We start from the raw sequence: 16058 nt of genomic DNA on the forward strand, positions 1-16058 counted from the left end.
AACAGCAAGAGAGCTAACTCTCACTTACTCACCGCAAAGGAATATCTGGTCTCTTTCGGCAGTGATCTGCAGGAAGGAAACCTACCCTTCGGCATGAAAAAACGACCTTATTTCGAGTTACCTGCTTGAAGCCGGCTTATCGATCAAGGTTTTTTCACCGTCTTTAGTTTAGCAGTCCCCCATGCCAAAGTCAATGAAAAACGAACGATTATAGGGGTGTATGTATAATTGTTCGGAAATTACGCATACTTTTTCATTGCTGTCGCTGAAAGAAAGGAAACCTCTGGCTTTGCCATTTTCGCATGGATTTTGTTACCCCTAAGATTCCTCTTCGGGGCTATTTTTATGTCTGTTGCATGGAAAAAGTCATACATATTCGGTCCAATCTTACTGGATTCTTCACCTGAGACGTCGAAAAATGCAGGCTCAGCAACACGGCGACATCACTTTCCTTCCGAGACGTCAAATATTGCTGGCTCGTTCATTTAAGTCAAGCTATTTGAGCGTATTGCCACCTGAGACGTCGAAAAATGCAGGCTCAGCATCGCGGCGACATCACTTTCCTTCCGAGACGGCAAATATTGCTGGCTCGTTCATTTAAGTCAAGCTATTTGAGTGTATTGCCACCTGAGACGTCGAAAAATGCAGGCTCAGCATCGCGGCGACATCACTTCCCTTCCGAGACGGCAAATATTGCTGGCTCAGCACAGCCTCGCCCCCTCCCGACTCGAAAAAAAGCAGCCGTCAATACTGCCCGGCTGCTGCTTCTTGATGACTACGATCCATATTCACGAACTTATTGAATTGTTTAAGGAAAGCCAGCTCAACGGTTCCTACGGGACCATTCCGCTGTTTAGCAATAATAATCTCGATAATGTTCTTCTTCTCCGATTCCTTATCGTAGTAATCATCCCGGTATAGGAACGCTACGATGTCGGCATCTTGCTCAATGGAACCGGATTCCCGAAGGTCAGACATCATCGGACGCTTGTCCTGCCGCTGCTCAACGCCCCGGCTCAGCTGCGAGAGCGCGATAACCGGTACATTCAGCTCACGGGCAATTTGCTTCAGCGTACGAGAGATCTCAGAGACCTCCTGCTGACGGTTGTCGCCGCCTTTTCCGCCACGGCCAGCAATGAGCTGCAAGTAGTCGATGAGAATCATGCCGAGGCCCTTCTCCTGCTGCAGTCGCCGACACTTCGCGCGGATATCCGCAACCGTAATCGTCGGCGTATCGTCGATAAATACATTCGCCTCGGACAAAGCACCGATCGCCATCGTCAGCTTCTCCCAGTCGTCTCCTTCTAGATTACCCGTACGCATGCGATTCGCATCGACGTTCGCCTCAGCGCAGACCATACGTTGTACGAGCTGTGCGGCGCCCATCTCGAGCGAGAAGATCGCGACGGTCTCTTTGGCTCGGACGCCGACATTCTGCGCTACGTTCAGCGCGAAGGCGGTCTTTCCTACGGAAGGACGCGCCGCAAGAATGATCAAGTCTGAGCGCTGGAAGCCAGACGTCATCTTATCCAGATCAATGAATCCCGATGGGATTCCCGTTGATCCGCCTTTGTTCGAGTAGAGACTTTCAACCTTCTCGAATACTTCCATCAACACGTCTCGGATTACCACGAAACCCGTGGAGCTGCGGCGCTGCGAGATCTCCAGGATCTTCTTCTCCGCGTCGCTGAGCATCATCCCGACATTGTCCTCATTGGCGTAGCCATCGGACACGATCTGTGTCGCGGTACGGATCAAACGGCGAAGCATCGATTTCTCCTCGACAATTGCCGCGTAATAGTCAATGTTGGCAGCGGTTGGTACCGCGTTCGCTAAATCGGATAAGTACGTGACACCGCCGATCTCTTCCAACTGTTGCTTGTTTTGTAGGAGCGCCGTTAGCGTAATGAGATCGATCGGCTCTTGCGCTTCGGCGAGCTCAACGATCGCCTCGAAGATGCGCTGATGAGAGCCGCGATAGAAATCATCGCTCGTGATCCGCTCCATCGCGGTAATTAACGCATCACCATGAATCAGGATCGCCCCTAGGACGGCCTGCTCTGCTTCTATATTTTGAGGCGGAACACGATCCACAAACATATTATCTCCATTGCTCATGCTACTGTGCCCGCCTTTCATTTTCACTATTTAATAGATTACTAGTTTTATGTCTACAAGAGAGAAGAGCCCCAGACTGGGACTCTCGTTCTCTTCTTTCTATGCGAATCTTCATGCCCTGTGCTCCAAAAGCTTACTTCTCTTCCGTAACTTGAACGTTCAAACTAGATGTTACTTCTGCATGCAGCTTAACGGGAACCTTCGTTACACCTAGTGTACGAATTGGCTCTTCCAGCACGATTTTACGCTTATCAATAACGATTTTATATTGTTTTTCCAACACTTCTGCGATTTGCTTACTTGGAATAGCTCCGAACAGACGTCCACCCTCGCCAGATTTCGCCTTAATTTGTACCGTCATTTCACTAAGCTTCTCGCCCAGTGCCTGCGCATCCGCCTTCTCTTGATCCTTACGGCGTTGTTCGGCTTTCTTTTGATTATCCAACACTTTTACCGTGCCCTGTGTAGCTGGAGCAGCAAGTCCTTGTGCGATTAGGAAATTTTGCGCGTATCCCTCGGATACTTCTTTTACTTCGCCCTTTTTACCTTGGCCTTTTACGTCTTTCAGTAGAATAACTTTCATTCGAAAAGTCCCTCCTCTTCCTCTATATCGGCTAGTACTTGTTTTAATCGATTCGTTGCTTCCTCTAATGTACAGTCCGTCTGTGTGGCTGCATTGGTTAGATGCCCACCACCGCCAAGACGCTCCATGACCACTTGAACGTTCATTTGACCTAGCGATCTCGCGCTAATCCCAATTAATCCGTCCGGTCGTTCGGCAATTACAAAGGAAGCCATAATATTCGTCATATTTAACAATGTATCAGCAACTTGCGCAATCATCAACTGAGAATATTTGCGTGACGGCTCAGCAACTGCCAATGCGATATGATCATAGATTGTTTCTGTGTGTTTAATAATCTCGGAACGCTCAATATAAGAATCCAAATCTTCCTTCAACAGCTTCTGAATGAGTGCAGAATCTGCTCCATTACGTCGTAAGTAAGACGCTGCCTCGAAGGTTCTCGCACCTGTCCGAAGACTGAAGCTCTTCGTATCGACAACAATACCCGCTAGGAGCATCGTAGCTTCCAAAACTTCCATGGACAGCTTCTCGTTGATATATTGCAAGAGCTCGGTCACTAACTCACACGTAGAGGACGCGTAAGGCTCCATATAGACAAGCGTAGCATCATGGATGAACTCCTCACTCCTACGGTGGTGATCGACCACTACGACCCTGTGTGTCAGCTGCAGGAGCTTGGGCTCGGCGACCATAGAAGCTTTATGCGTATCGACGACAACTGCAAGTGAACGCTGTGTTGTAATTTGCATCCCCTGCTCAGGTGTAATGAACCAACGGTGCAACCGCTCATCAGCCGAAATCGTCTCCATCACCTTCTGAATTGCAGGATTCACACCCTCCAGCACGATGTAGCCTTCCTTGCCGACAACCTGAACCGCCTTGAGCACACCTATCGCCGCGCCGATCGAATCCATGTCCGCAAAACGATGCCCCATGATAATGACCTTGTCGCTGTCCTTCATTAGATCACGCAGTGCATGAGAAATCACTCGCGCTCTTACCCGCGTACGTTTCTCGACCGCATTCGTTCTTCCGCCGTAAAAGGACAGACGCTGCCCGACCTTCACTGTCACTTGATCGCCGCCGCGGCCGAGTGACATATCCAGTCCCATTTGTGCCATCTGACCTAGCTCTGTTAAGGATTCCGAGCCAGAGGCGATCCCAATACTAAGCGTTAGAGGAAGCTTATTCTCAATCGTCAGATCGCGAACATCATCCAATAATTCAAAGCGGGTTTGCTCTAATTGACGCAACGCTTTCTGATCCATCAATATCAAGAAGCGATCTGAGGACGTCCGACGTAGATAAAGTTGATTCTTCTGAGCCCATTCCGTAATCTCACCGGTCACCTTGGCCAACATAATACTGCGTGCCTGATCATCCAGTCCCTGAGTAGCCTCTTCCAAATTATCCATCATCACGATACCAATCGCCGTCTTACTATCTTCGTACTTCTTCGCTAGTACAGCATGCTCCGTAATTTCACGTAGATACAGGAGTCGCTCTTCCGGTTTGGTCCACACTTGATAAATAAATTGACCAACCGTCAGCTCGATTTTATCACTTTTGTCTTTCTTGTTTTTGAGATCTGGGAAATAATCAAAGAGTGATTCACCAATCACGGAATCCTGTCCTAGCATTTTCGCTACAAAAGGGTTGTGCCACTCGATACGTTTCTCTTCATTATATAAAATAATGCCGATGGGCAGCCCGCTCATCACTTCATTGCCGGCTTTCTTCACGCGATGGGTTATCGTTCCGACGTACGTATTCAATTCTCGACGAAAAGCTGTCTCCGCTTGCAGTGTAAAATACGCCATTGCCCCGCAGAGTAAGAAAGCCGTTAGGCCCAGCCACCATTTGAACATATAAATAATGGCCGTCAAGGCGATGAGCAGAACGAACATCCACACAATATGCTGACCGTGCCACCGCTTCAAAAGGAACTTCGGCATTCGAACTAGCTCCTAATCCTATAAATTTTTCTTGAACCGTTCACGGATTGGAAACGCAACATCAAATACCCCTAATAAGCTATACACAATAAATAGTGGCGGCATGAACACCAATACGATGATCGCCACAATCGGCAGGATGGGTTTCCATTTATTCGCATGTGCCACATAGAACAGAAAGCCTATCGCTTGAACAGCGAATGCAAGCATCAACAGCGGCATGGCATTCATCAGCAACGTCGAAATAAGTGAGCTCGAATCAGGTTTTGAAAATAGATCTAAGACAAATGCCACTAAATAAATCCAGACTAGCGATCTCTGCAGCTTCCACTCTCTCATTGGTCGCAAGCCTGGGATACCTTCACCGGATTTGTTCAAAAACCATCGCGTTACGCCATGCGTCACAAAAGTTATGAACAACGCCACAAAGATCAAATACAACGGAATGACTTGCACAATGAACCCAACGTACCAGTCTTGATCCTTCGGTAAAATGTCTTGAATGCTTTGCGGCATGGTTGCAATACTATCTATCATAAATTGTTTGAATTTCGCAACCGGATTAAGACCTAATGCAAAGCCTAGTAGCAAGCTTATTAATGACTCAGCCAAAATGGTAACGATACCTGCGGTTAACACAGATCTTGCTGCCGCTTTACGTTTGTACAGATTCCCCATCACTAACACAGGTGGCAATATGAACAACGCAATTGTTATTAAATAGAGGCCTATCCACTGTGTAAGTATGTAAATAACGAGCAGGCTAAGTACATAACTTACGACGAAGCGCTTTGTACTTGTTTTGACATATAACATTAGAACCGGAACCAATAGAAAACTACACGTGAAAATAATAAATGGCGTCATCAACGATAGCAATGAAATAATCATAACTACGCTCCAGATGACACTTTGCCAACTTCGATTCCCCAACCGGGCTCACCTCTTACGTAAATGTTCTTCGAGCGATGAAATGTCGCCGTACCAGTCCTCAAGTTGATGGCCCTCTTGGCGGTGCTTCTTCATTTTCTCAATAATAGCTTCGTCCAAACTGTGATAAGAAATCCCCAGTCTTCGGCCTAAAATATAGCCACTCGAAATCAGACTGGCCAATCCGTCCATCATCTTTGCATGACTGCCTTCCCACATGCCTTTGAGCAGGTGAGCTACATGATCTACGACTTCTGTTTTGAGCCACTCAATGACTTTGGCCCGTCTGGCTAGGTCAACTTCTTTTTCCCTATTCAGCAACCGTCATCACTCCTCATCTCAGCAGAAACGATATTGATCAATTATACCACAAATAGGCACTAGAAAAGAAAGCCTCTGCCCGAGTATTCATTCTCTTTCTGGACAAACAAAAAAGACAGCCGTCTGACCAGCTGCCTTTGATGATAAAACCTATTCCGTTGTGTAAGGAAGCAACGCGATTGTACGGGAGCGTTTGATCGCAATCGTCAAAGCACGTTGGTACTTAGCGGAAGTACCAGTTACACGTCTAGGAAGAATCTTCCCGCGCTCACTGATGAACTTTTTAAGAGTCTCGATATCTTTATAATCAATATGCTTGATTTTGTTTACTGTGAAGTAACAAACTTTACGGCGTTTGCCTTTACCGCCTTTGCCACGAGGAGCAAATTTGCGATCAGCACGATCATCACCATTGTTGTCTCTTTTTTGGAAAGCCATTGTGTCTCTTCAGTCCTTTCTACGTTTAAAATGGCAAATCATCATCGGAAATATCGATCGGTTTTCCGTCATCTATGAAAGGATCCTGCTGCTCGCGCGATCCACCGCCACGATTGCTGCTTCCGCCGCCGCTATAGCCGCCGCCTGCGTTTGCATTAGAGGATCCGCCCTCTTCGCGATTCCCGCCGCTAGATTCAAGGAAACGAACATTGTCGGCAATAATTTCGGTCACGTAAACACGTTTTCCTTCATTGTTGTCGTAGTTACGCACTTGAATGCGTCCTTCAACTGCTGTTAAACGACCTTTACGCAAGTAATTCGCGCATGTTTCGGCAAGCTGCCTCCACGTGACGATATTGATAAAGTCCGCTTCACGTTCTTTCGAGCCACCGCTCGTGAAAGGACGATCTACAGCTAGTGTGAATTGGGTAACTGCTACCCCAGCTGGTGTATAACGAAGTTCTGGATCTCTGGTCAATCGACCGATAAGAATGACACGGTTCAACATGGAATAACCCTCCTGACGAAAATACTGGCATTGATTAAGCTACGTCGTTTACGATTAAGTGACGAATAACTTCGTCCGAAATCTTAAGTACGCGATCAAGTTCAGTTACAACAGCAGGTTCTGCGTTGAAGTGTACAAGCACGTAGTGCCCGTCACGGAACTTCTTGATCTCATACGCAAGACGGCGTTTACCCATCAGGTCATGTTTGGAGATTTCTCCCCCACCGTTCGTGATGATGCCTTGAAATTTTTCTACCGTAGATTGAACAACTTCTTGCTCAACGTCAGTACGAATGATGTACATCATTTCATATTTGCGCATGTATTTCACCTCCTTTTGGACTAAGCGGCTCCTATTCAAACTTGCTAGGCAAGCGATGGAGCAAGGAGCGAGGATTCTTATTCAAAACTCGCACCTGAATACTATAGCAAATCACGCGGCAAATTACAAGTTTTTATCCCACGATTCGCACAGGTGGAAGCTGGTAAGTAATACGCTACATGCTTCCGCCCTCTTGGGGCAATCTAACTATGATTGTTATTCTGATAAAGAGGTGATTCAATCGTGGGTGAATGGACACATTTTAATGAAGGCGATCATGTTCCTAACGATGGTGAATATATGGAAGTTGGCGAGAATGCCTTCCATATGGGGATTAACAATCCCAAGACAGTTACTTTGAGAAAAGGCGATACCTTCCCAGCAACAAGCAATCATAATCGCAAATGGCATAAAAAAGGCGGCAAGCGGATGTAACTTCATACAAATAACAAACACCCCTCACTTTAATATAAATGAGGGGTGTTCGTTATTCTATCATTTCATTACTTCTGAAGAACGCGCTTCTCCGAAATCTTCCCATCGGCAAAGTAGACAATTTGAGCGTAATATCCTGGTTGATTCGTAATAACAAATTCATACGTGCGTTTGCCATTCTCTTCTTTCACTAACTTACCTTTCGATCCCGTTTGTTTCACCATATCATCGTATGTGCTCGTCATCGTGATCTTCTCTACTTGTTCTTTGGTTATCGGAGAAGGTGACTCTGCCGCTCCACCGCCTGTCGTAGCTTTCGGTGTAGGAGACGCTGTTCCAGCCCCACCACTCGGCGTCCCGCTAGGCGTCGCTGAAGCCCCAGCTGAAGGCTGAACCGTCACACCCGGTGTTGGACTAGCTGTTGTCGCATCTTCCTTCTTAGCGCAGCCTGAGGCCATTACAGCAACCACCGCAAGTGCTATCATCCATCTTTTCATGTATATCGTCCTCCTATAAGCTATTTTCCATAACCTAACTTTTATTTTGCTACGTGTTCTTAGGTTTTATCCCTTATCTTTCATATAAACCACTATCACGATATCTAAACAGGAAAAAAAAACCGCCTATACCCTTGAAGGATATAAACGGTTTTATCTTGTGTGTTCTAGTACGGAAAGAGTGGGAGTCGAACCCACGCACGCCTCGCGACGCCTAACTGATTTCGAGTCAGCCCCCTTGGACCACTTGGGTACCTTTCCAAGAAAATGAGAACAGGACTTATTGTATCAAAAAAGTCTGTCTCTCGCAAGTGTTTTACTATTTTTTGTGAAAAGTTTAGCTCGGCTCTTCTTCTGTCGCGGCATTGCTGCGCAATATTTTTTTGAGCTTGCTTTCGAACTTCGTTCTTGGCACTAGGACACTGTGCTTGCAGCCTACACATTTAATCCGAATATCCATGCCCATTCGAATAATTTCCATTTCATTTGTACCGCATGGATGGGGCTTTTTCATCTGCACAACATCGCCAAGTTGGTATTCTTTCTTCTCCATCTTAGTTCCCCTCCACCTTTTCTTGTTTAATGCCATGGGTATCTAAATACTTCTTAATCTCTGCATTTAAAATTCGGCTGACTTCCCCTTGTTTGTTCGGTTTGCATTCCGCAATCACTCGGATCTTCAAGTCCGTGTTCCCGATCATTTGCACACCGAGTACTTGTGGCGCTTTAACGATACTTTCTGTGCGCTCATGCACTTCAGCGACAACTTCATTTAATAAGACCATCGCACGATCAATATCAGCGTCATACGCAATGGATACATCAACGATTGCAATTGAATTATAAGTGGAGAAGTTCGTAACCTGCTTAATATTTCCGTTAGGGATAATGTGAACCTCACCGGTCCAGCTTTTGATACGCGTCACACGAATGCCAATTTCCTCAACGGTCCCTTTGAATTGATCAATTTGAATAACATCGCCAACTCCGAACTGATCCTCGAAAATAATAAAGAATCCTGTAATAACATCCTTCACCAAACTCTGTGCTCCGAAACCTATTGCCAATCCGAGAACACCTGCACCTGCAAGTAAGGGACCTAAGTTCAAACCTACCTGACCGAGAATTAACATGATAGCAACTAGATTTACTGTATACGCGATAAGATTATGTACAAGAATTGAAATGGTATTGGATCTACGTCTATCAATTTTGAGAGGTGACTTCTCTCTCGCAATGACCATATGAGCGATTGTTTTGTCAGCAATTTTGATGATAATTCTAGCAATAACATAGATTAGTACAATTTTAATCGTAATCCAGAATATCGAGGCAATGATTTCAGGTTTACTAATGTGCTCCCGAATCCAATGCATCATATTTTCAAAAAATTGTGTTTCAAAAGACACTAGTAAGCCTCCTTATTTTTCTACTATGGTACCATATCCATCTTCTTTTTTAAAATAGATTCCCCTAATCTCAACGTTCTCGCTCTCTATGATTTCTTGAACTTGCACAAGATCGGCTCCTGGAAATTCAATAGATAGCGCACATCCCGCTGTAATCTCTTTCGGTGTGGGCCTGATATCGATCTCGATATCCGCATACTCTAGCAGCATCTCTGCTCTTAATGCTTGTTGGGTAGAATCGAAAGCTAGCAACATAATCGAATATTCCAGAGAAAGCTCTCCCCTCTACGTATAAATGTGCCTCTCTCTCCATATACTAGTAAAAAAAGATTACTACCTACTTTGGAGGGATATCATGAAATTCCATTTTGGATTCGACGGCGATAAAACCCCAGTGCAAGAACCATTGAAAATTCAGCATACCGATTCCAATACACCATATCTTCTCGCAAAGCATTTGCAAGCCATTTTTAGTAAACTACCAACCTATCAACCTATTGTTGTTATCTGTGTAGGGACAGATCGTTCTACAGGGGACGCTCTCGGTCCATTGGTTGGTTCTCATCTAAATCGTACAACGACTCTCCGCAATCTTCATTTATTCGGCACATTAGATGAGCCTGTTCATGCGATGAATTTAGCCGAAACGGTTGAAACCATTCACAAGCAATTCCAAAATCCATTCATCGTAGCGGTTGATGCATGTTTAGGGCAAGTTGCTAGTGTGGGCTGTATTCAGGTAGCTTATGGACCGCTTAAGCCAGGTGCCGGCGTCAATAAAGATCTACCTCCCGTTGGTGACATTCATGTCACGGGGATCGTGAACGTAGGTGGATTCATGGAATACTTCGTCTTGCAAAATACACGGCTTAGCCTTGTTATGAATATGGCGACGGTCATCGGCGATGCCCTTTACGCTGCAATCAGACGTACCCAATCTTTTGCCCCAAGTGCTACGACTGCTTTAAAGTTTGAGTAAGGGTTTCTTTCTCTTCTGGACTTAATGTGTAACTGGATTGCCCCTTGGTGATTGGCTTTGCATATACATACATTTGCTCTCGACTATGTATTCCTGTAACAATCACACCATCTTGTTCTTCATTCAGCATGGCCAACGAAAAGCTGAGATCACTACCACCTTCATTGAAAGCATTGTAGCGACGAATTTTTATGCTTGATGTCATCTTCTTCATGGATTGATGAATATTAGAAATTTGGGTCGAAGCCTCTTGGGATTCGGCCTTTTGCTCATTCAACGCGGTCTGCATATCGAGTAATACCTGCTCCATATTCTCAGCACTAGAACCATTAATCATCCGCGTATAACGTTTCCGCAAAGATGACAAACGAACTGAAATAATAATAATCGTAATAAATAACACCAGAATACATGCGAAACAAACTAACATTACGTATTCTGCATTTAAGCCAAACAGTTCCCCCATGCCCAATCCCTCTTTCTACTTCGCATATTGCGTTTGAATCTCTTTGACAGCTTCAATAAGTGCAGCTACTTCTTCATCCGTTGTAAAATAACCGATACTCGCGCGCACTGCACCATTTGCTAGGGTCCCCGCAACTTCATGGGCAAGTGGTGTACAATGGTAACCTGCTCGTACGGCTATTTGGAATGACTGATCGAGAATGAAAGCCACTTCCGATGAATCCACATCTTGAATGTTAAAGGAAACGATTCCTGTTTTATTTTGTCCAAGCTTCGGCCCTAGAATCGTCACTCCTTCAATTCCCAGTAGCCCCTCCATTAATTGCTGCGTGTGGGCCCACTCTCTCGCATGAATCTTGTCCACGGTTTCGCTAAGCACGAATTTTACACCTTCATTTAAACCTGCGATGCCAGGTGTGTTCTGTGTCCCTGCTTCATAGCGATCAGGACGCACCGTAGGTTGATGGATCGCTTCAGATTGACTGCCCGTTCCACCGTGTAGTAACGGTTCCAAATCCATGTCCGGATGGATATATAACCCACCCGTCCCCTGAGGCCCCAGGAGCCCCTTGTGGCCTGGGAAGGCAAGCATGTCTATATTCATATCTGCGACATGAATGGGCAGTACACCGGCACTCTGAGCCGCGTCTACAAGCAGCTTCGCACCATGGCTTTTGCATATCTCGCCGATTTCGGCAATCGGCATAATTGTGCCAAGCAGGTTAGAACTATGATTCACCACAACCAATGTTGTATTTGGTCGAAGAGCTTCTTTCAGCTCATTTAAATTCATATTTCCTTGTTCATCATGTTGCAAATAGGTAAGCTCAACCCCAGCAGCTGCCTTCAAATATTCAAGAGGTCTTCTCACCGAATTGTGCTCAACATTAGAGCAAATGACATGATCGCCAGACTTGACGAAACCTTTAATTGCCTGGTTTAAAGCATGAGTAGTATTTAATGCAAAAGAAATGTCATTGGGGTTTCTAACACCGAACAACTTTGCTAGATTCTTTCTAGTCTCAAATAGCGTACGACTTGCCTTCACCGCCATTTGGTGGCTGCCCCTACCTGGATTGGCTGCATACTCTTGCATGCATTGTATCATCGAATCCATCACTGCAGGCGGCTTTGGCCACGAGGATGCTGCTTGATCGAAATACATAACGCCCTTCATGTTCCCAACTCCTTTGAGAAATTTCTACCTGCATCATCAACACTTGCCCATAAAAAGGAGACGTCTATATTGGAAAGTAGGTTCTATCGCCAATAGAAAGTACACATTTGAGCTCTTTAATTACCGTTTCTATATATGTGTGGTCAAAAATATAGCATACCTTAGTTTGTTCCTTCTTCTCGAAAGAAAAACATAGGAGACAGTCGGTTCACTGTTAATGAACTGACAGCCTCCATAGGTACGCTAGCAATTTTTAAGAGATTTTACCTTGCAATAATTCTAGCAGACGGTTGAGATCATCTTTTGAGTAATAGAGCAGCTCGATCTTCCCTTTATCCTGCTGAGTTTTAATTTTAACGGATGTCCGATAAATGTCTCGCAATTGCTCTTCTGCTTGATTAATATACGGATCTCTATTTTTTTCTTTTTGTTTTGCTTTTTCCTTTTCAGGACCAGGTTGTTCTTCTAGCATTTTAATCGCTTCTTCAAGCTCCCTAACACTCCATTGTTTAGAGATCGTTGACTCGGCAAGTTCTTTCTTAATCTTATCGTCCTTCACACCGACAATAGCTCTCGCATGTCCCATTGATAATGTTCCACGTGAAACATATTGTTTAATCGCTTCCGGTAGAGAAAGCAAACGAAGGAAGTTTGCAATGTGTGATCTACTTTTCCCAACCTTCGCTGAAAGTTCTTCTTGCGTTAACGAGAACTGATCAATGATACCTTGGTAAGCAAAAGCAATCTCCAATGCATTGAGATCCTCGCGTTGAACGTTCTCAATCAAAGCAATCTCCATGACCTGCTGATCTGATAGAATGCGTTCAACGGCTGGAATCGTTGGCGTTCCTGCAACTTGTGATGCACGGAAACGACGCTCACCTGCAATGATTTCGTAACCTTTAAGAACTTTCCGAACAATGATTGGCTGAATAACGCCATGCTCTTTGATCGATTCTGAAAGCTCTTTGATGCTATCTTCATTGAAATGTTTCCTTGGTTGATACGGGTTAGCTCTTAGCTGAGCCAATGGAATTTGAATGACTTTATCGCTCTCATCAATATGCAAGGACGTAATTAATGCGTCTAATCCTTTACCTAAACCTTTAGAGAGGCCTTTGGTCATACTGAGATCACTTCCTTAGCAAGTTCTAAATAAACTTCCGCGCCTTTTGATCTAGGATCGTACGTAATAATGGATTGCCCATGACTCGGCGCTTCACTCAAGCGTACATTGCGAGGGATAATCGTCTGATATACCTTTGTTTGAAAATACTTTTTAACTTCTTCAATAACTTGGATACCTAAGTTTGTTCTTGCATCAAACATCGTCAATAGTACGCCTTCAATTTGAAGACCTGTATTTAAATGTTTTTGCACCAAACGCACGGTGTTCAGAAGTTGACTTAAACCTTCTAATGCGTAGTATTCACATTGAATAGGGATGATTACGGAATCCGCGGCAGTTAAAGAGTTGATCGTTAAAAGGCCAAGTGATGGAGGGCAATCTATCAAAATATAATCATATAAGTGTTTGACAAGTTGAAGTGACTTCTTTAATCGTACTTCTCTTGAAATGGTTGGTACTAATTCAATCTCTGCACCAGCCAATTGAATTGTAGCTGGAACAATTTTAAGATTCGGTACATTCGTATCAAACGTCGCATCTTTCGGATGCACATCATTGATCAAGACATCATAGATGCAATTTGTAACATCAGCTTTATTAATACCAATACCACTTGTTGTGTTCCCTTGAGGGTCAATATCGACCAAAAGAACGCGTTTACCAAGCGAAGCTAATGAAGCGCCTAGATTCACAGAAGTCGTCGTCTTACCGACGCCACCCTTCTGATTCGTTATTGCAATAATTTTAGACAAAACCATTTCACCTCTATCGCTTATGTTCCATAATGCTATTTAACAAGCAGTAGTACTATCTTACCATATCTAACTCTCAGTTACCTTATGAATATTTAATAGATTCGTGCCATTAGATGCAAAAAAAACGGCTTGCGCCGTTTTAGGTAGCAGGAATGCCTAAATTATCGCTTAGGAATCTTAATTATAATTTCGTAATGATCTTCATGATCTTGTTCTGATGTATTAATATGTAAGCCCGAACTAGAAACCATTTCAACGGATTGTCGAATCGTATTGAGGGCAAGACGAACATCTTTTGTAAAGGATACACGACGCGACTTCTTAATCTTCGCCGCTTCCTTTAGAAAGCTAATTTTGATTTCTGTTTGTTTCACATTTAATTCTTTGGTGATAATTTCTTCTAATAACTTAACCTGTTGCTCTTCTTCATCCAAAGCTAATAAAGCTCGTGCATGGCGTTCCGTAATTTTACGTTCCATCAAAGCCATCTTAACCGGTTCACTCAATTGTAAAAGGCGAATCTTATTCGCAATCGTTGATTGACTTTTGCCAAGCCTTTGTGCGAGACTCTCCTGCGTAAGATCATGCATTTCGATCAATTGATGATAAGCAGCAGCCTCTTCTATCGCAGTAAGTCCTTCACGCTGCAGATTCTCAATAAGCGCAATCGATGCAGCTTGTGAATCATTAAAATCTCGAACAATAGCTGGAATAGTATCGAGCCCTAACTTTTTCACAGCTCGCAAACGTCGTTCGCCAGCAATCAATTCAAAAGTACTATTTTTGACTCGAACAACAATGGGTTGAATAATTCCATGTGTACGAATAGTTTGGCACAGTTCGTCAATACGATCATCATCGAATAATGTTCTCGGCTGATAGGGACTAGGAATAATACTATTTACGGGTATGTTTTTGACCTCATCTGTCGTTGAACGATCTGCAAGGCCAAATAGCTTCGATATTTGTTCTTTCATAGGAAAACTTACCACCAACTCTTCCCGTAGTTTAAGCGATCAGTACAGTTGCAATAAACGGCTACATCGTCCGCTAATAATCAAAGGGTTCTGTCCGTCCTGTACAAGGTGAAACGATCTATTCGCCGTTCCGAGACGATGTCATTCATGCTGTCTGATTCTAGTAAATTTAATCTATCAATTGCGAATATCCTACTACAACAGCACAAATAAAATCTAAGGCGAAGCCAGTATGAGACGGGCTTTCACCTTATATAAGTATTCTCCATTGAAGGCAATAATCCTTCTATTTAGCAAGATTGCTATGAAATGTTTCACGTGAAACATTTCATTATTTGGTAAGTGGTTCTTTTAGCGGAAGTCCTGCCTTACGCGGGTATTTAGCAGGAGTCGCAGCCGTCTTCCGAATTTCAACAAAGTGTCTCACAGATTCTTCAACAGGTAAAATCATTCGATGAATCGTGAAAACTTTGCCTCGTAATTCTACTAAACTAAAGGAAGAATCGTTAATCTCCTCCTCTATTTCAGATCCTTTCATTGCAATAAAAGTGCCGCCATTCTTAACAAACGGTAAACAGAACTCATTCAGCACCTGCATCTTTGCAACTGCTCTAGCAGTTACGAGATCGAAGTGATCTCGATAACGAGGCAATCTTGCAATATCCTCTGCCCTACCGTGTACGCAATCCATATTCGTTAGACCTAATTGAGCCACGATTTCTTTAAGAAATAAAATCCGCTTATTCAAGGAATCAACGATCGTAACTTGAAGATGAGGAAAGGCAATCTTAAGCGGTATACTTGGAAATCCAGCACCTGAACCGATATCAGCAAGAGACTTAACCTGCGCCATATCATAGTTAAAAGCCACGGAAAGAGAATCATAGAAATGTTTGAGATATACTTGATCTCTCTCCGTAATGCCAGTCAAATTCATTTTTTCGTTCCACTCTACAAGTGTCTTGTAATACTGTTCGAACTGAACTAGCTGTTGTGTAGAAAGTGTAATATTTTCTTTTGCTAATAAATCTGTGAATTGTTGCTGTATAGCATCCAT

Annotated in this window: 20 protein-coding genes and 1 tRNA gene; 2 read left to right on the forward strand and 19 right to left on the reverse strand. The window is 44.0% G+C overall.

Annotation, left to right across the window (positions count from 1 at the left end; genetic code table 11):
- Positions 1 to 744: 744 nt before the first annotated feature.
- The 8 genes from dnaB to rpsF form a co-directional block, all read right to left on the reverse strand.
- The gene (dnaB, locus tag AC58QT_RS34340; RefSeq protein ID WP_310499888.1) at positions 745 to 2118 is read right to left on the reverse strand and encodes a replicative DNA helicase; all 1374 of its coding nucleotides are present in this window, start codon (positions 2116 to 2118) and stop codon (positions 745 to 747) included.
- A 133-nt stretch (positions 2119 to 2251) separates the two neighbouring features.
- Positions 2252 to 2701 carry a 50S ribosomal protein L9 gene (rplI, locus tag AC58QT_RS34345; protein ID WP_057314898.1) on the reverse strand — a complete coding sequence of 150 codons (450 nt, stop codon included), beginning with the start codon at positions 2699 to 2701 and terminating at the stop codon, positions 2252 to 2254.
- Positions 2698 to 4659, reverse strand: coding sequence for a DHH family phosphoesterase (locus AC58QT_RS34350; protein WP_497412867.1), 1962 nt, complete (start codon positions 4657 to 4659; stop codon positions 2698 to 2700). Before AC58QT_RS34350 ends, rplI begins: the two co-directional genes overlap by 4 nt.
- Positions 4660 to 4677: 18 nt before the next feature.
- Entirely contained in the window at positions 4678 to 5592 is a 915-nt protein-coding gene (locus AC58QT_RS34355) for a DUF2232 domain-containing protein (RefSeq protein WP_497412868.1), read from the reverse strand.
- Positions 5593 to 5598: 6 nt separating this feature from the next.
- Entirely contained in the window at positions 5599 to 5910 is a 312-nt protein-coding gene (locus tag AC58QT_RS34360) for a MazG-like family protein (protein ID WP_310499885.1), read from the reverse strand.
- Between the two features lie 150 nt (positions 5911 to 6060).
- Entirely contained in the window at positions 6061 to 6348 is a 288-nt protein-coding gene (gene rpsR, locus AC58QT_RS34365) for a 30S ribosomal protein S18 (protein ID WP_028557221.1), read from the reverse strand.
- Positions 6349 to 6373: 25 nt separating this feature from the next.
- Positions 6374 to 6856 (reverse strand): single-stranded DNA-binding protein, encoded by a 483-nt coding sequence (gene ssb, locus AC58QT_RS34370; protein ID WP_497412869.1) that lies wholly within the window; start codon positions 6854 to 6856, stop codon positions 6374 to 6376.
- A 34-nt stretch (positions 6857 to 6890) separates the two neighbouring features.
- Entirely contained in the window at positions 6891 to 7178 is a 288-nt protein-coding gene (rpsF, locus tag AC58QT_RS34375) for a 30S ribosomal protein S6 (protein WP_310499883.1), read from the reverse strand.
- A 243-nt stretch (positions 7179 to 7421) separates the two neighbouring features.
- Here rpsF and AC58QT_RS34380 point away from each other — a divergent pair, with 243 nt between their 5' ends.
- Complete coding sequence (locus tag AC58QT_RS34380) at positions 7422 to 7613, forward strand: YjzC family protein (RefSeq protein ID WP_497412870.1); 192 nt, start codon at positions 7422 to 7424, stop codon at positions 7611 to 7613.
- Positions 7614 to 7681: 68 nt separating this feature from the next.
- On the opposite strand, the gene AC58QT_RS34385 is transcribed toward AC58QT_RS34380, so the two are convergent.
- The 5 genes from AC58QT_RS34385 to AC58QT_RS34405 all read right to left on the reverse strand — a co-directional run bounded on the left by AC58QT_RS34385 (position 7682) and on the right by AC58QT_RS34405 (position 9774).
- Positions 7682 to 8110, reverse strand: a complete 429-nt coding sequence (locus tag AC58QT_RS34385) for a hypothetical protein (protein ID WP_497412871.1) — start codon at positions 8108 to 8110, stop codon at positions 7682 to 7684.
- Positions 8111 to 8283: 173 nt separating this feature from the next.
- Positions 8284 to 8371: transfer RNA gene (locus AC58QT_RS34390), tRNA-Ser, on the reverse strand.
- Between the two features lie 76 nt (positions 8372 to 8447).
- Entirely contained in the window at positions 8448 to 8663 is a 216-nt protein-coding gene (locus AC58QT_RS34395) for a DUF951 domain-containing protein (RefSeq protein WP_310499880.1), read from the reverse strand.
- Position 8664: 1 nt separating this feature from the next.
- A complete protein-coding gene (locus AC58QT_RS34400; RefSeq protein ID WP_497412872.1) occupies positions 8665 to 9519 on the reverse strand; it encodes a mechanosensitive ion channel family protein in 855 nt (284 codons plus the stop codon).
- Between the two features lie 12 nt (positions 9520 to 9531).
- Positions 9532 to 9774: a putative Se/S carrier protein gene (locus AC58QT_RS34405; RefSeq protein ID WP_063795718.1), complete on the reverse strand. Its 243-nt coding sequence runs from the start codon at positions 9772 to 9774 to the stop codon at positions 9532 to 9534.
- Between the two features lie 100 nt (positions 9775 to 9874).
- Here AC58QT_RS34405 and yyaC point away from each other — a divergent pair, with 100 nt between their 5' ends.
- Entirely contained in the window at positions 9875 to 10498 is a 624-nt protein-coding gene (yyaC, locus tag AC58QT_RS34410; protein ID WP_310499877.1) for a spore protease YyaC, read from the forward strand.
- Here the strand turns inward: yyaC and AC58QT_RS34415 are convergent.
- From AC58QT_RS34415 to rsmG, 6 genes are all read right to left on the reverse strand, one after another.
- Positions 10473 to 10964: a DUF4446 family protein gene (locus AC58QT_RS34415; RefSeq protein ID WP_497412873.1), complete on the reverse strand. Its 492-nt coding sequence runs from the start codon at positions 10962 to 10964 to the stop codon at positions 10473 to 10475. The two genes, yyaC and AC58QT_RS34415, sit on opposite strands and share 26 nt — an antisense overlap.
- A gap of 15 nt (positions 10965 to 10979) precedes the next feature.
- Positions 10980 to 12140, reverse strand: a complete 1161-nt coding sequence (locus AC58QT_RS34420) for an aminotransferase class V-fold PLP-dependent enzyme (RefSeq protein WP_497412874.1) — start codon at positions 12138 to 12140, stop codon at positions 10980 to 10982.
- A gap of 253 nt (positions 12141 to 12393) precedes the next feature.
- Positions 12394 to 13266: a ParB/RepB/Spo0J family partition protein gene (locus AC58QT_RS34425; protein ID WP_497412875.1), complete on the reverse strand. Its 873-nt coding sequence runs from the start codon at positions 13264 to 13266 to the stop codon at positions 12394 to 12396.
- On the reverse strand, positions 13263 to 14021 hold the full coding sequence (locus tag AC58QT_RS34430; protein WP_068667017.1) for a ParA family protein: 759 nt from the start codon (positions 14019 to 14021) through the stop codon (positions 13263 to 13265). Before AC58QT_RS34430 ends, AC58QT_RS34425 begins: the two co-directional genes overlap by 4 nt.
- A gap of 164 nt (positions 14022 to 14185) precedes the next feature.
- Complete coding sequence (gene noc, locus AC58QT_RS34435; RefSeq protein WP_310499873.1) at positions 14186 to 15001, reverse strand: nucleoid occlusion protein; 816 nt, start codon at positions 14999 to 15001, stop codon at positions 14186 to 14188.
- A gap of 331 nt (positions 15002 to 15332) precedes the next feature.
- A complete protein-coding gene (rsmG, locus tag AC58QT_RS34440; protein ID WP_497412876.1) occupies positions 15333 to 16058 on the reverse strand; it encodes a 16S rRNA (guanine(527)-N(7))-methyltransferase RsmG in 726 nt (241 codons plus the stop codon).

The sequence above is a fragment of the Paenibacillus sp. J31R109 genome, assembly GCF_059692055.1.

Coding starts and splice junctions, on each gene's coding strand:
- dnaB (WP_310499888.1), bottom strand. CDS start 2,118: ATGAGCAATGGAGATAATATGTTTGTGGATCGTGTTCCGCCTCAAAAT.
- rplI (WP_057314898.1), bottom strand. CDS start 2,701: ATGAAAGTTATTCTACTGAAAGACGTAAAAGGCCAAGGTAAAAAGGGC.
- AC58QT_RS34350 (WP_497412867.1), bottom strand. CDS start 4,659: ATGCCGAAGTTCCTTTTGAAGCGGTGGCACGGTCAGCATATTGTGTGG.
- rpsR (WP_028557221.1), bottom strand. CDS start 6,348: ATGGCTTTCCAAAAAAGAGACAACAATGGTGATGATCGTGCTGATCGC.
- ssb (WP_497412869.1), bottom strand. CDS start 6,856: ATGTTGAACCGTGTCATTCTTATCGGTCGATTGACCAGAGATCCAGAA.
- rpsF (WP_310499883.1), bottom strand. CDS start 7,178: ATGCGCAAATATGAAATGATGTACATCATTCGTACTGACGTTGAGCAA.
- AC58QT_RS34385 (WP_497412871.1), bottom strand. CDS start 8,110: ATGAAAAGATGGATGATAGCACTTGCGGTGGTTGCTGTAATGGCCTCA.
- AC58QT_RS34395 (WP_310499880.1), bottom strand. CDS start 8,663: ATGGAGAAGAAAGAATACCAACTTGGCGATGTTGTGCAGATGAAAAAG.
- AC58QT_RS34405 (WP_063795718.1), bottom strand. CDS start 9,774: ATGTTGCTAGCTTTCGATTCTACCCAACAAGCATTAAGAGCAGAGATG.
- yyaC (WP_310499877.1), top strand. CDS start 9,875: ATGAAATTCCATTTTGGATTCGACGGCGATAAAACCCCAGTGCAAGAA.
- AC58QT_RS34415 (WP_497412873.1), bottom strand. CDS start 10,964: ATGGGGGAACTGTTTGGCTTAAATGCAGAATACGTAATGTTAGTTTGT.
- AC58QT_RS34420 (WP_497412874.1), bottom strand. CDS start 12,140: ATGAAGGGCGTTATGTATTTCGATCAAGCAGCATCCTCGTGGCCAAAG.
- AC58QT_RS34425 (WP_497412875.1), bottom strand. CDS start 13,266: ATGACCAAAGGCCTCTCTAAAGGTTTAGGTAAAGGATTAGACGCATTA.
- noc (WP_310499873.1), bottom strand. CDS start 15,001: ATGAAAGAACAAATATCGAAGCTATTTGGCCTTGCAGATCGTTCAACG.
- rsmG (WP_497412876.1), bottom strand. CDS start 16,058: ATGGATGCTATACAGCAACAATTCACAGATTTATTAGCAAAAGAAAAT.